The sequence below is a fragment of the Chamaesiphon sp. VAR_69_metabat_338 genome (assembly GCF_031423935.1).
GTDB lineage: Bacteria > Cyanobacteriota > Cyanobacteriia > Cyanobacteriales > Chamaesiphonaceae > Chamaesiphon.
Window position 1 is genome coordinate 1 of record NZ_JANPGM010000528.1, and the last position, 14,531, is coordinate 14,531.

13 protein-coding genes and 2 tRNA genes are annotated in these 14,531 nt (G+C 49.7%); 9 read left to right on the forward strand and 6 right to left on the reverse strand.

The genetic code is table 11. The features are described from left to right. The 3 genes from leuB to RMO84_RS14580 all read left to right on the forward strand — a co-directional run. Positions 1-865: 3-isopropylmalate dehydrogenase (leuB, locus tag RMO84_RS14570; RefSeq protein ID WP_310489169.1), on the forward strand; the 865-nt coding region annotated here is incomplete at its 5' end. 189 nt (positions 866-1,054) lie between these two features. Next, complete coding sequence (locus tag RMO84_RS14575; protein ID WP_310489170.1) at positions 1,055-1,279, forward strand: hypothetical protein; 225 nt, start codon at positions 1,055-1,057, stop codon at positions 1,277-1,279. Positions 1,280-1,512: 233 nt separating this feature from the next. Continuing rightward, on the forward strand, positions 1,513-2,445 hold the full coding sequence (locus tag RMO84_RS14580) for a prepilin peptidase (RefSeq protein ID WP_310489171.1): 933 nt from the start codon (positions 1,513-1,515) through the stop codon (positions 2,443-2,445). A 129-nt stretch (positions 2,446-2,574) separates the two neighbouring features. On the opposite strand, the gene RMO84_RS14585 is transcribed toward RMO84_RS14580, so the two are convergent. Further along, complete coding sequence (locus tag RMO84_RS14585; RefSeq protein WP_310489172.1) at positions 2,575-2,841, reverse strand: hypothetical protein; 267 nt, start codon at positions 2,839-2,841, stop codon at positions 2,575-2,577. 378 nt (positions 2,842-3,219) lie between these two features. On the opposite strand from RMO84_RS14585, the gene RMO84_RS14590 reads away from it, so the two are divergent. Beyond that, the gene (locus tag RMO84_RS14590) at positions 3,220-5,394 is read left to right on the forward strand and encodes a glutamine synthetase III (RefSeq protein ID WP_310489173.1); all 2,175 of its coding nucleotides are present in this window, start codon (positions 3,220-3,222) and stop codon (positions 5,392-5,394) included. A 199-nt stretch (positions 5,395-5,593) separates the two neighbouring features. Here RMO84_RS14590 and RMO84_RS14595 read toward each other — a convergent pair whose 3' ends face one another. The 3 genes from RMO84_RS14595 to RMO84_RS14605 form a co-directional block, all read right to left on the reverse strand. Further along, positions 5,594-6,520 carry a prephenate/arogenate dehydrogenase gene (locus RMO84_RS14595; protein WP_396135866.1) on the reverse strand — a complete coding sequence of 309 codons (927 nt, stop codon included), beginning with the start codon at positions 6,518-6,520 and terminating at the stop codon, positions 5,594-5,596. 11 nt (positions 6,521-6,531) lie between these two features. Beyond that, positions 6,532-7,557: a zinc-binding dehydrogenase gene (locus RMO84_RS14600; protein WP_310489174.1), complete on the reverse strand. Its 1,026-nt coding sequence runs from the start codon at positions 7,555-7,557 to the stop codon at positions 6,532-6,534. A 40-nt stretch (positions 7,558-7,597) separates the two neighbouring features. Next, positions 7,598-7,671, reverse strand: a tRNA-Val gene (locus RMO84_RS14605). A 131-nt stretch (positions 7,672-7,802) separates the two neighbouring features. On the opposite strand from RMO84_RS14605, the gene RMO84_RS14610 reads away from it, so the two are divergent. The 3 genes from RMO84_RS14610 to RMO84_RS14620 all read left to right on the forward strand — a co-directional run bounded on the left by RMO84_RS14610 (position 7,803) and on the right by RMO84_RS14620 (position 9,045). After that, a tRNA-Ile gene (locus RMO84_RS14610) sits at positions 7,803-7,885 on the forward strand. 419 nt (positions 7,886-8,304) lie between these two features. Then, entirely contained in the window at positions 8,305-8,610 is a 306-nt protein-coding gene (locus tag RMO84_RS14615; protein ID WP_310489175.1) for an AraC family ligand binding domain-containing protein, read from the forward strand. Between the two features lie 66 nt (positions 8,611-8,676). Next, a complete protein-coding gene (locus RMO84_RS14620; RefSeq protein ID WP_310489176.1) occupies positions 8,677-9,045 on the forward strand; it encodes an AraC family transcriptional regulator in 369 nt (122 codons plus the stop codon). A 206-nt stretch (positions 9,046-9,251) separates the two neighbouring features. On the opposite strand, the gene RMO84_RS14625 is transcribed toward RMO84_RS14620, so the two are convergent. Beyond that, the gene (locus RMO84_RS14625) at positions 9,252-9,743 is read right to left on the reverse strand and encodes a Uma2 family endonuclease (protein ID WP_310489177.1); all 492 of its coding nucleotides are present in this window, start codon (positions 9,741-9,743) and stop codon (positions 9,252-9,254) included. A gap of 381 nt (positions 9,744-10,124) precedes the next feature. Then, positions 10,125-12,380 carry a catalase/peroxidase HPI gene (gene katG, locus RMO84_RS14630; RefSeq protein ID WP_310489178.1) on the reverse strand — a complete coding sequence of 752 codons (2,256 nt, stop codon included), beginning with the start codon at positions 12,378-12,380 and terminating at the stop codon, positions 10,125-10,127. Positions 12,381-12,697: 317 nt separating this feature from the next. On the opposite strand from katG, the gene RMO84_RS14635 reads away from it, so the two are divergent. Both RMO84_RS14635 and RMO84_RS14640 read left to right on the forward strand, forming a co-directional pair. Then, a complete protein-coding gene (locus RMO84_RS14635; protein WP_310489179.1) occupies positions 12,698-13,234 on the forward strand; it encodes a DUF1349 domain-containing protein in 537 nt (178 codons plus the stop codon). A gap of 186 nt (positions 13,235-13,420) precedes the next feature. Beyond that, positions 13,421-14,074: a GIY-YIG nuclease family protein gene (locus RMO84_RS14640; protein ID WP_310489180.1), complete on the forward strand. Its 654-nt coding sequence runs from the start codon at positions 13,421-13,423 to the stop codon at positions 14,072-14,074. Positions 14,075-14,531: the final 457 nt, after the last annotated feature.

Here is a 14,531-nt window from a genome sequence, read left to right on the forward strand (position 1 = left end):
GATCGGTGGTTATCAGTGGGACAATTTACCGCGCCATTTGCGCCCAGAGACGGGTTTATTGGCTCTGAGAGCGGGGCTAGGTCTATTTGCTAATTTACGACCTGCGGCGGTTTTACCCCAGCTCATCGACGCTTCTAGCCTCAAAAGAGAGATCGTGGAAGGAGTAGATTTGATGGTGGTCAGAGAGCTAACTGGTGGTGTCTATTTTGGCGAACCGAAGGGGATTTTTACCACCGAGACGGGCGAAAAGCGCGGTGTGAATACGATGGCGTATACCGAGAGCGAGATCGATCGAATTGCCAAAGTTGGCTTTGAAACCGCCCAAAAGCGGACTAAAAAGCTGTGTTCGATCGATAAGGCTAATGTGCTAGAAGTATCGCAATTATGGCGCGATCGAGTGACGGCAATGGCCAAGGACTATCCCGATGTGGAATTGACCCACATGTATGTCGATAATGCCGCGATGCAACTCGTCCGCGCGCCCAAACAGTTCGACACGATCGTTACTAGCAATCTATTTGGGGATATTCTCTCCGATGCTGCGGCGATGTTGACTGGCAGTATCGGCATGTTGCCGTCGGCGAGTCTGGGGGCGACGGGGCTGGGGGTATTTGAACCCGTACACGGTTCCGCGCCCGATATTGCTGGCAAAGATATCGCCAATCCGCTGGCGCAAGTGCTGAGTGCGGCGATGATGCTACGTTATGGCTTAAACCAACCACATGCAGCCGATCGCATCGAGCGGGCGGTTTTAAAAGTTTTGGATCTGGGTTACAGAACTGGTGATATTATGTCAGCAGACATGACCGCAGTTGGCTGTCAGGAGATGGGTCGAGTGTCGATCGCCGCCTTATCCCAACTCTAATCCAGTCCCAGAGGGATGCCGGTTGTCTTCACAGGCGAAGCTCGCGTTAATGCATAGATCGGGTGACGATCGATTTCAGGATGTAACTTAGCTGCAAACTCACCCGCATCTATCTTAAAATATTCAAAAATAATTTTAGGAATAACTATTTTGTTTACGATTGAGCCGCCTCGCGCCAAATCTATTCCAATGTCGCAGTTCAACTCTCAAGTACCCATCGATCCAGCACTCCTTAGGGCTGCGAAGGATATCTATACTTTCTATTGCCAGGTCAATCCCGATCGAGAACGGCGACGACAGCCGATCGGGGTAGCCATGAATAAGCTGAGTTATCGCGGCAAGTTAATTTTTAGTAGTTTTCCAATTCTGCTACCTGAAGAGTATTTTATCTCGATCGACCAGTTGGAAAATTAGGTACGGATCTCTGGTTTGCAGTGAAGTAGGAAGACTGGGAAAGGGGGGAGCGGGGAGCGGGGAATTAGAAGTTGCGGTACTACTGTATCGGAGTTGGGAATGCGTTATAGTCCCCCAGTCCCCCCTTTCCCAGTCTTCCCCCGCTCCTAAAATAACGAAATTTCTCACTCCAGTCGGGGAATTATAGATTTAGTGTATCTACATCTGCATCTACAAAGCAGATCGCTATAGTAGTGAATATTTACGATACGATCGTTCAAGTTATCATCTTTTGGTTGGGTGCGGCGATCGGCAGCTTTCTAAATGTAGTCGTCTATCGCATTCCGGCGGGACTTTCGATCTTGTGGCCGCCATCGCGCTGCCCGAAATGTTTCCATCAACTTGGTCTGGGTGAAAATATCCCGATCTTGGGGTGGTTATTATTACGCGGTAAATGTCGGCACTGCAAGACGCCGATTTCACCACGTTACCCAATTGTCGAGGCGATAACTGCGATTATCTTTGTTCTGGTTTACAACCGCTACGGCCTCTCGATTCAGACAGTTGGATATTCGCTGTTGATGTGCTGGTTGTTCGCACTCACCCTGATCGACCTAGATACGATGACCCTCCCCAACTCCCTCACTCAATCGGGATTAGTGCTGGGATTGACTTTTCAATATGTTGCGGGCTATCTCGATACCAACCATTCAGTTGCCGGTGGGCGAGAATACCTGATCCAAGGCATCTTGGGCATGTTAGTCGGGATTTGGCTCTACGATACCATTGCGTTCGTCGGCAGTATCATGATGGGTCAATTAGCCCAAGGTGGCGGCGATGCCAAACTGATGGCAACGATCGGTGCGTGGTCGAGTTGGAAGGTTGTGCTGCTAGCAGGAGGTTTGGCTTCAGTCTTGGCGATCGGTGGATTTATAGCGGTGGCCGCTTACAGCGCAGTTTCCGGTCGGAGTTTCAAAGCTGGCGCGACTCAATTTATTAAACCCTTGCCATTCGGCCCCGCGATCGCTTTAGGTGGCACGATCGCGCTGTTTCGCGGCGATTGGCTGATAGAAAGTTATTTACAGTTGATGCGCTCTCCCGATCGCTATTTAGTCGGGATTCCAGTCGTCATCTTTTTATTGGTCTTATTAGTCTGGACGCGCCGGATGCGGTTGCGCGGATCTTAAGATCGATCGACTGAAAATTTTGAGATTGTAAGCAGCGGTTATTTAGAAGTCAAGATCTAAATAATTTTAATCATTAATATTTAACGGGCGATCGATAGAAATATCGATCGCTCGTTAGGATGTAATTAATTAGTATGCTAAAGTTTCTAAAGTTTCGCGGAGATAGCGTTGCACGAGGGTATCGGCATTAAGAGCGGCGCGTTCTGGAGTGGGTAATTGAGATGCCCAGTGTTGAAACCCCGAACTAGCATCAATTGCTTGTTTGAGGCTAGTCCAAATCGAGGTATCGTTAGTTGGAATGGGTGAGGAGATACTCATCTGAAAACTATGCCAAAAAATGAATAATTTTGTGGTGGCGAGAAGCTTTGAAATAACTTTGCTCACAATCTTAATCATAACTTAATTTAATCGACTGTCCAGTTATTTCTGATGCCATCGCCAGGATCGATACATCTGGCTGAGTTATCGGCAAATCGATCGATTTAACCACAAAATTCCCAGATCTCGCGTTACCATGCGATAATATCCCAGAAATCGAGTCTGCGAACTGTGTTAACCAGCTTGCAGATTTCATCGGTGTAGTTATTTGGCGCGCTCGATCGGCAGATTCGGTGTGGAGTTGTCATATCAATTTTTAAATATTTATGACTTCAATGCGGTCTTGTCGATCGGGCAGACACATTCGTCGCTGTCAATTGGTATCATATATAGCTATTTTAGAAAGCTATTCAGAATTATTATTTATTGGTGTTAAGAGCCAGAGAGGAAAAAGCTGTGAGTGGAAACGAATCCCGGATGCAAGCAATTTATCAAATTACTAACCGCGAGCCAATGCCCCCCAAGGCTCCCAAACGCCTAGAAGATCTGTGGGCGTGCGATGTCTTCACCTTGGGCAAGATGCAAGAAAGCCTGCCTAAAGATGTTTTTAAATCTGTCAAGAAAACGATTCAAACTGGCGAACCGCTAAATATCAACATTGCAGATTCGATCGCTGTCGCTATGAAGGATTGGGCGATTTCTAAAGGCGCGCTCTATTACGCGCACGTATTCTATCCGCTCACTAATGCGACCGCTGAAAAGCATGACGGGTTTGTCTCCGTCCAAAGCGATGGCTCGGTGATTTCGGAATTTGCGGGCAAACTGCTGGTGCAAGGCGAACCTGATGGTTCGTCCTTCCCTAATGGTGGCATCCGCTCGACCTTTGAAGCACGGGGTTATACGGCGTGGGACGTAACTAGTCCGGCCTTCATTATGGAAACCGATAACGGTTCAACCCTGTGTATCCCGACAGTATTTGTCTCGTGGACGGGCGAAGCTCTCGACAAAAAGACACCATTGCTGCGATCGAATGCTGCGATGAATAAAGCAGCCACCAGAGTCTTGAAAATTCTGGGCAATACCAACATTGCGCCGGTCAACTCTAGCTGTGGTGCCGAGCAAGAGTACTTCTTGGTCGATGCCAACTTTGCCAACAGTCGCCCTGACCTATTACTGGCTGGTCGCACGCTATTTGGCAAGCCACCCGCCAAAGGCCAACAATTTGACGACCACTACTTCGGTGCCATTCCCGAACGCGTGCAAGTCTACATGCAAGACGTAGAGGAAAAACTCTACCGCCTCGGTATTCCCGCCAAAACTCGGCACAATGAAGTCGCGCCCGGTCAGTTTGAGATCGCGCCTTACCATGAAGCTGCCAACGTCGCGACCGACCACCAACAGCTAATCATGACCACGCTCAAGACGATGGCTAAGAAGCATGGCTTCATGTGCTTGCTGCACGAGAAACCGTTTGCAGGGATTAATGGTTCCGGCAAACACGTCAACTGGTCGGTTGGTAACGCGACTCAAGGTAACTTACTCGATCCCGGCGACAATCCCCACTCCAATGTTCAGTTTTTGGTGTTCTGCGGTGCGATTATTCGCGGTATTCATACTTATGGCCCTCTGTTACGGGCGGTAATTGCCACGGCTAGCAACGATCACCGTTTGGGTGCCAATGAAGCACCACCCGCAATTATCTCGATGTATCTGGGTTCGCAATTGCAAGATGTCTTCGACCAAATTAAGCAGGGCAATCTGACCGGATCTCAGTCCAAAGGGATGATGAATATCGGTGTCGATACCCTGCCAATGCTACCCAAAGACGCTGGCGATCGCAACCGGACTTCACCGTTTGCCTTTACTGGCAACCGCTTTGAGTTCCGCGCCGTCGGTTCCGGCCAATCGGTCGCTGGCCCCTTGGTGGCGATGAATACGATCCTCGCCGATTCCCTCACCTGGATGGCCGATAAGCTCGAAGGTGAAGTGGCTAAAGGGGTCGAACTCAATACTGCGATTCAGACTGTGCTCAAAGAAGTCATCGACAATCATGGTGCGGTAGTCTTCAACGGCAACGGTTACTCGGAAGAGTGGCACAAAATGGCCGTCGAAGAACGCGGCTTGCGGAACCTGCGGACGACCGCTGACGCACTCCCAGTCCTGAACGAAGAGGCGATCGTCAAGCTCTTTAGCAGCATGGGGATTCTCTCGCCGGTCGAACTGGCCAGCCGCTATGAAACCTATGCCGAACAGTACATCAAGTCGATCGAGGTCGAAGCGAAACTGGTCATCAGCATGGCTAAAACGCTGATCTATCCAGCCGCAACGCGGTACTTGACTGACTTAGCAACGACAATTGCCGGACTCAAAGAAATCGGTGTCGATTTCGATGCTGACAGTGCTCGCACAGTCGCCGGCTTAACTAAATCAATGATGGAGTTGACTAGTAAATTAGAAGCATCATTGCACAATGAAGACTTTGACTCGATGGAAGCTCACATGCAATATTTAGTCAAAACTGTCCGACCATTGATGGATGATGTCCGTAAGTATGCGGATGGACTCGAAGCAGAAGTTGCCGATGACTTATGGCCGTTACCCACTTACGAAGAAATGTTGTTTATCAAATAACATTTAATTAGTAAATCATTAAAAAAGACCGATCGAATCGATCGGTCTTTTTTAGTGAAATCTCATTAACCTGACTCTCGATCGACACAGTAAAATAAACCGATCGCAGCAGCCAAGCAATATCCAGAGCAAAAATCGCTGCAACTCAATGGCACCTCCCATATTCATGAAACAGGTGGCACTTCGGATCGTTTCGAGTCTAATCGCGATCGACATTGAGAAATTCCGGACGGCTAGATTGATTGGTAGCGAGTAAGTCCTTAATTTCCGTCCATTGTTGCGCTTCGATCGAGTCGATAATTCCATCTAAGCGATCGCGATATCCATGCAACGATCGCAAAATAGCATCGCGATTGTATTCGGCCATCATCATCCCCATTTCAGGATTGCCACCACCGACGCGACTAGTATCTTTAAATCCCGTACTGGCAAACTTTTTGGCTAAATCGAGAATTGTCGGATCGGTTTCATGCAAGCAAGCACTAATCAAACTAGCACTTACCATAATCGGTAAATGCGAAATCCAAGCTACTGCCAGATCGTGCTGTGCGGGAGTAGTTTGATAAAGAATACAGTCGAGCGATCGAACCAGATCGGCTATCAATTCTAAGGCTTCAGGCGCAGTTTTAAGTGTAGGGGTCAAAACATAAGGTCGATCGGCAAATAGCCCCTTCTCAAAGGCGGCAATTCCACTCTCAGAGTTGCCTGCCATCGGGTGTCCTCCCACAAAATTAGCCCATAATTCGGTGCCGCGATCGACGATCGTCCCTTTGACAGAGCCGGCATCGGTGATAATTGTCGCAGGATCGAGATGATGACTCAATTGCTCGATCGTCGGGAGAATTGCCGCAATCGGCGTACAAATAAAAATTACTTCGGTATCTTTGAGACTAGCTAAATCGCAACTGGCTCGATCGCAAATTCCTTGCCGTTCGGCAGTTTCGCACGTAACCTGTTGGCGACTGACACCAATTACTTTGTGTCCTAGTTGGCGCAAATCCCAACCTAGCGACGCGCCGATTAATCCGATGCCAACGATCCCGATGTCCACAGTTAGTTGTTGTTGAATATCTCCTATATTGTGCCATGCGATCGAACAGTGTAATCGATCCGATTGCGTCCAGATCCAAGCAGTGACTAGTTTGGCAGCATCGCCACCTTGATAACCTGACGATCGCGCATATCCTCAAAAGTTTGCGCCAAATCGGTTAAGGGACGTCGATCGCTAATTAATAACTCAAAGGGAATAGACTTGCTCGCCAGTAAAGCTAACGCCGCGCGAACGTGCTCTGGCGTGTTATGAAACACTCCTTTGATGGTGAGTTCGCTGTAATGCAGCCGATCGGTATTGACGTTAATCGTCGTATCCTTAGGACAACCGCCAAATAAATTAATCGTCGCACCCGGACGACCGCAAGCAATCGCCGTTTCCCATACACTGGGTACGCCAGTAGCTTCGATGACGATATCCGCGCCCCAGCCTTGGGTTAATTCCCTCACGGTGCTGGGAATATCGACTGTGTGGTAATTCCAGACTCGATCGGCTCCTAATTTTTCGCCGACTGCCAATCGGGAATCGTTGCCGCCAAACAACCACACAGACTGACATTGACTCGCCATCACCGCCACAAACATCAACCCGATCGCCCCGTCGCCAATGACGACTACTCGCGAATCAGGGGTAAAATTGCTCCGTGCCACGCCATGCAACACACAAGCTAGGGGTTCGGTCATTGAGGCTAATCCCGGATCGAGATTGGCAGGAATTCTAAGGAGATTATGTTTGACGATCGGGGCGGGAATATTTTGGAACTGGGCGAAGGTACCATTGTTCCAAGTCAAATTGGGACAGAGGGAATATGCTTGCCGATCGCAAAAGAAACACTTCAGACAGGGTGCCGAATTATTAGCAACCACTCGATCGCCAGTTTGCCAATCGGTGACACCGCGACCGATCGCGACAATTTTGCCTGCCGCTTCATGCCCGAACCTGGTCGGCAATTCCAGCATTTTGGCGTGTCCGCCGCGCCGCCATACTTTGAGATCTGTGCCACAAGTTGTAGCTACCATTACCTCGATCGTGACTTCGCCCTCAGCGGGTGAAGGTCTGTCGATAGTTTCTAGGCGCAGATCTTCGCGACCGTATAGGAGGGCTGCTAACACAAAATCACCAAAGCCTTACCAGCAGTGTGTCTTTAACCTATGGACGTACGCCGACTCGAACGGCGGACCTCATCGATGTCAACGATGCGCTCTAACCAACTGAGCTATACGTCCTTGCAGTTTTAAACTATAACATCAATATCTGCTGTGCGTCAATCTCTGTTCGGAATCGCTCGACTCTAATAGCGGTAATGAAGATGTCAATAGTCAATTGTTGTAGTCAATGTTAAAATGATCGAATGTCTCCAAGGTTGGCCGATCGGTTTAGGCAGCGGACTCATAATCCGCGAGCGGAAGCTCTAGACAGGTTCGATTCCTGTACCTTGGACTTTAACCACCAGACTCCTGCCTAATCCATGCCTATTCACTGTACACATACAGTCTTTCGGGCTAAATCGATCGAATAGTGCAAGTATAAGCTCGATGAAATACGAACGAAGCTAACATTGATTTGCTCAAACTTAGTCTAGAAGCGGCTATTGGCTGATATCGATCGAGCCAAATAAAACTCTCAAAAGTTCTAAATTGCAAGCTGGTATTATTGTCAAAATTATATTTAACCTCTATCGATCGATAGAGAAATTTTGATATATTTCGGCTAAAAATTAAAAAATACTTTGTAGTGTGGTGCCATTGAAAGTAAATCCGTCACGCACGAAAATTTGGCGATCGCAATACCTACCATCGATTCCGCGAAGCGGAGGCTACGCCAACGAGTTGGTTCATGGTGTTTCTCGAAGCCATTCGTTGCCCCGTCATTTTCATGAAGAGCTGGAGCTGGGAATTCGTCAGGGTGATGGCTGGCAGTTTAACTACCGAGGGACGACGCATAACGTGCCATCAAATACCCTGGTAGTGACACAACCTGGCCAAGCACATCAGACTGAGTGTGCGAGCGATCGAAACTGCACGTATCGCGGGCTACAGGTAGGTCTAGATGTACTTCAACAAGTGGCGATCGAAGTTGCTGGACTCGAAACAGAGTTACCATTTTTTCCAACGCCGCTAGTCCACGATCGCGGTTTTAATAAACTATTCATTCGAGTTCATTAAGCCATAGAAAGACAGAGTTCCCAGCTCGAACAACAGACATTAATCTTGGATTTGTTGGCACAATTAATGCTGCGCTCTGCCCAGAGTCCACCTATTCTTACCGAGTTAGGGGCGGAAATTGGGCCTGTCAATCGCCTGCGAGCCTATTTAGAGGAGCATTACGATCGAGAGATCTCGTTAGAGCAACTAGCACAGATTGCCGAACTCAGTTCGTTTCATCTCAATCGCTCGTTTAGCAAAACGTTTGGGATGCCACCGCACGCCTATCAAATTCAATTACGAATTTTACAAGCAAACCGACTACTCAAACGCGACTGGTCGATCGAGAAAGTGGCTATTACGACTGGATTTGTGAGTCAAAGTCACTTTGGCTCGCACTTCAAGCGACTGGTGTGCGTGGCTCCCAGGCAATATATTCAACCCACATTCCGCTAGTTCGTTGGCGTAGCCTCTGTCTTGACTGAAAGCCATGGGTCGGAAACCTCCGCGTGATTTCAGTCGCTCCCGTGGAGAATCTGCTAAAAAATAATAAGATCTACAATTCTTTCTTAGCAATGCTTTTACCGATTTAGCTTGTCTTCAGAGATCGGAATGTGGGTTTTCAATAGTCTGATGTTGTTGAGAATGCAATCGCTACGATCCTATGGCTTCGTTTTAATTATTTTTCGATCGCTCAGACTAGCGGAATGTGGGATTGAGAAAACGCTTGAGCGAGATCGATTAATTGGCAATCTGTCTATTTCGGAGCGCAGTTCGATCGCAAAATCGGGAACCAGTAGCGCAAATTTTTTGCGTTCCGCTCGACTCACCGCCTCCCACCGCGAGAGTTCTACCCACGCTGCATCGGGATATCTTTTACTACCATTAGGTAGTGTAAAAACGGTTGAAGAGTTAAAAGTCTTGCCTAATCTAGTCTGACGGTTCCAAATAACTAGATCCCCTAATAATTCTGATTCGTAATTACCGCTTTCTACACCGACTGGTGGCTCGATTTCTAAAACTCCTTGTGCGGTTAGCTCGAACGATCGATCGGGGTTGGCTTCACAGACTCGCTCGAACTGTTCGGCGGTAAATTTCACCGTACTAAAATCTACCGGACGCGAATCTAATTCTGCAATTACAGCGGTTGTCATAACACCTCCAATTACTTATCCCAACTCGATTGTAACCGATCGGATTTCGTTCGCGGAGCGTCCGCTTTGCGGAATCGAGTATTTGGCAATTGCCATTGATTTTAAATTGGGAGGATCTTTAAGCAACCGACATCAACATGAAAGAAAGATTCTATTATCCGATCGACACAAATTAGCTCGGTCAAAGATCTTTCGATAGATCGATGTGTCGAGCGGACGATCGATTAATGACTCGACACATCGATCGCTGTTTTCAGCGATCGTTAAAAAACAGACACGGCTGCTCTGTCATGGGAATGACTTAACGATACCGTTGAAGGTCGAGTCGGCGCGCACCGACCCGACATTGCCCTCTTTCCCTAACGTCTGTCACTCTCCAGGCTAGCCTTCAGGAGGCTTACCCACATGACCGCGATTGGGGATATCGAACCGATCGAGCATCATCACCTTATCCCATGCCGCCACGAAATCGCGCACCAGTTTCTGATGGCCATCGTTGGCGGCATAGACTTCACCGACAGCGCGGAGCTGCGGATCGGAGCCGAACACCAGATCGGCGCGGGTTGCAGTCCACTTGGGCTGATTAGTTTTCCGATCGCGACCCTCAAATGTCGTCTTTTCGTTATTGGTTGCGCTCCAGACCGTGGCCATATCGAACAGGTTGACGAAGAAATCGTTGGTCAGCACGCCAGGTCGCTCGGTAAATACGCCGTGCTGTGAACCATCCCAGTTGATGCCGATCGCCCGCAGGCCGCCGATTAGTGCCGTGAGCTGTGGGGCGGTCAGCGTGAGCAGGTTCGCTCGATCGATCAGGAACACCTCACAGGCCACCTTGGACTGCTGTTTCTGAAAATTGCGGAAACCATCGACGACTGGATGGAGCCACTCGAAACTCTCGATGTCGGTGTCCTCCGGCTTGGCATCCATCCGACCTGGCGTGAAGGGCACCTGGATTTCGACACCAGCATCACGAGCGGCTTGCTCGACACCCGCGCAGCCGCCTAGCACGATGAGATCGGCTAGCGAGACTTGCTTGCTGCCAGTCTGGATATCATTAAATGCTTGCTGTACGCCTTCAAGTGCCGATAGCACTTTGGCAAGCTGTTGGGGCTGATTCACTTCCCAATCTTTTTGCGGCGCGAGGCGAATGCGCGCGCCATTTGCGCCGCCCCGCTTGTCGGAGTTGCGGAAAGTCGAGGCTGAAGCCCAGGCCGTACCAACGAGTGCTGAAACGCTCAAGCCCGTAGCGAGGAGCTTGGATTTGAGATCGGCAATATCGGTCGCATCGATCGGATCGCGATCGTTCTTCGGAATCGGGTCTTGCCAGATTAAACTCTCTACTGGTACTTCGGCTCCCAGGTAGCGGGTTTTAGGCCCCATATCGCGGTGGACGAGCTTGTACCAGGCGCGGGAGAATGCGTCCTCAAATTCTGCCATATTGTCGAGATAGCGACGACAGATTTTGGCGTACTCCGGATCGGCACGCAAGGCGATGTCCGAGGTCATCATCATCAGCGGATTGCGCTGACCTTCGATATGCGCGTCGGGCGTGGTGGCATCGGGAGTCGATACCGTCGGTCGCCACTGTTTGGCACCCGCAGGGCTTTCGGTCAGTTCCCACTCGAAGTTAAACAGGTTATGTAGATACTCGGCATCCCATTTGGTCGGCTCCGAAGTCCAGGCACCCTCGATCCCGTTGGTCATGGTGAACTCAGCGTTACCAGTGCCTGCGGAATTCATCCAGCCCAAACCTTGATCTTCGATCGATGCGCCTGCCGGAGCAGGGCCGATATTTTCCTTCCCAACAGCACCGTGGCTCTTGCCGAAGGCGTGACCGCCAGCAATCAGGGCAACGGTCTCTTCGTCATTCATCGCCATCCGCGCGAAGGTTTCACGGATTTCACGCGCCGAAGAAATCGGATCGGAATTGCCGCCGGGGCCTTCTGGATTGACGTAGATCAGCGACATTTCGGAAGCCGCTACCGGATTTTCGAGGTCGTAATACTCTCCTTTAGGATCGCCGTGCCACCGCGACCGACCCTGCATTTCGGTTTCGGCACCCCAATAGGTCGCAGTGTCGGCCTGCCACGCGTCTAACCGCCCACCGCCGAAGCCAAAGGTCTTGAAACCCATCGATTCGAGGGCGCAATTGCCAGTCAGCACCATTAGGTCTGCCCAGCTCAGCGCACTACCATATTTTTGCTTAATCGGCCAGAGGAGACGACGCGACTTGTCGGTGTTGCCATTGTCGATCCACGACTCGATCGGTAAAAACCGCTGGAGCGCACTGCCAGCACCGCCGCGACCATCGGCAATCCGATAGGTACCCGCTGCGTGCCAAGCCATCCGAATCATCTGCGGCCCGTAATGGCCGTAATCGGCAGGCCACCAATCCTGAGACGTTTCGAGCAGCTTGAAAATATCGTTTTTCAGCTCTTTAAGATCGATCGTCTCGAACGCCTGAGCGTAATCAAAATCGGCTCCCAGCGGATTGGCCAGATCGGTCTGTTGGTGGAGGATCTCCACTCGCAGTCGCTCCGGCCACCAATCTTCGAGCGTCGGCCCCAAGCCCTGAGCACCTTCAATGCGAGTACCACGGAACGGACAACCGCCTGTTACAGTTGCGTTATCTGCCATTACCTGATTCCTAATTCTCTAAGTTATGAATTTAGCCAGTTCTATATCATAAAGACATTATTACTTTGAATAAATCGTCCATTTGAAGGATACATTGGCGTTGCGTTGTGCTGACCAAGAATCTACAGCTAATCTCGATCTAAGTTAGCTTTTTGAAAGTTCGCTAACTCTTGACTGATGTAACTATCAGCTACCCAATCCCGATCGGTCAAACATCTACTTCTACATTTCAAACTGTCGATCGCCAAAGATTTTAGAGAAAAGGTTTTAGAATTTAAAAGTATGCTCTGCTGACGATCGATATCGACAAAAACAATATGCAATGGCTGAATGAACCCGCTCATTGGTCGAGTTCTCACGATCGAGTTATTGTCACTACATCTTCCAAGACTGATTTTTGGCGAATTACTCACTATGACTTCATTCGTGATAACGGTCACTTCTATTTTGAGCGCGTAAGTACAGATTTTGTGATGGAAGTTGACATCAGCGGGAGCTATCGGGATTTATACGACCAAGCAGGTTTAATGATTCGTGCTGATGAGCAGCATTGGGTCAAAGCAGGGATAGAGTATGTCGATGGAGTGCAGAATTTGAGTGCTGTTGTCACTCACAATTACTCAGACTGGTCGATGACTCCACTGCCTCTACCGCCTTTAGCTCTTCGCCTCCGTGTCGAACGTCGCCAAGAAGCAATTCATATTTCATATCTGGACGCTAACTTAAAATATGTGCTGCTGAGATTAGCTTACTTCCCGATCGGGCCAGAAGTTCAGGTTGGCATCATGTGTGCATCGCCAGAGGGAAATGGATTTGAAGTCATGTTCGATCGTTATCGATTGACCCGTCTATAGTTACAGTTCAGATGTCAGGAGGGCTGACTTTAATCGAGATTAGCGAGAATTTCTCGATCGTCTTCTCTCAGACATCCTCTTAGCGGTGGGCTAGTGGCAATCTCTAAGAAAGGTGTCAGGCTCGATCGAGCTTATCCGATCGGCATCTACAATGATCGGTAGCTTCTTCATCTGGAATAGACGATCGTGAAAAATCCGACTGACTTACCGCTAGAGCATCAAAATGTCCCCACCAATCATCAGGGTTTGCATGATTTTCTCTACAGTGCGGCGGACGAACATGCCGTGACAACCGCGCAAGCACAAATAGCTGTAGATAGCGATGTCGTTTTACCACTGAGTGCATGGCAATCACTGGCAGAAAATGCCCGTGTGGCTGGGGTTTATGCCGTCTTAGACAGTGCCGATCGCACTCAATATGTTGGCTACTCCCGCAATGTGTTGACATCACTCAAGGGGCATCTGGCCGAACATGGGAGCGATGTCTGTGCTGGCGTGCGCGTGCAAGTATTTAAGTTTCCCAAGCGGGAAGAAATGGAAAGCATCCGCGACAAATGGATTGCCGAATTAGATGCAGTACCGCCTGGAAATACAGGTGAAGGTGGCGTCTGGGCAACTACCGTCGGTGAAATTGCCAAAGCCGCCATGTCCGATGCGGAAAAAGCCGCATACGAAGAAAAGAAACTCAAACTGCGCCGCGCGATGGCAGATGGTGCCTTGAGTCGAGAATTAGATGCCGCCGCGCTGAGCAACGAGCAAAAACGCGATAACTTCGTAGCCGCGATGACGGATGATAATTGGAGTGCGGTAATTCAAGAGCAAACCGCTGAAACTCTCTAGGCTTTAGGTTTTAGGTTTTAGGTTTTAAGACTTGGGGGGAGTAGATAGTGGATAGTGGATAGTGCCGATTATAAGTAGTTAAGTCTCCGCTGGTTTATAGTTTGGAACCCGCCAAAATCGATCGGGCGATCGCCACTATCCTCTCCGCCTTCTAATGGGGGGTCTGGGGGTTGAACCCCCAGATGTGGGGTTGTGCGATCGCAATCATCCCCCCCACCCCGCTTCACACAGAGTCTCCTCGCGGAGAGGCTTCGCCACCGAACCTTACGCAGCGACTCGCGCACGCCGGTGTTCCCCGACGGTTTAGCGAGTCAAGACAGGGGAGTTTGAGGGGGCGGCGACCGAAATCACGCGGAGGTTCCCGACCCATGGCTTTCGGTCAAGACGCGTCCCGCCTGTCTTGACCCAAACACATGCGGAGGAAACCTCCGCGTGATTTGGGTCGCTCCTCAACGGG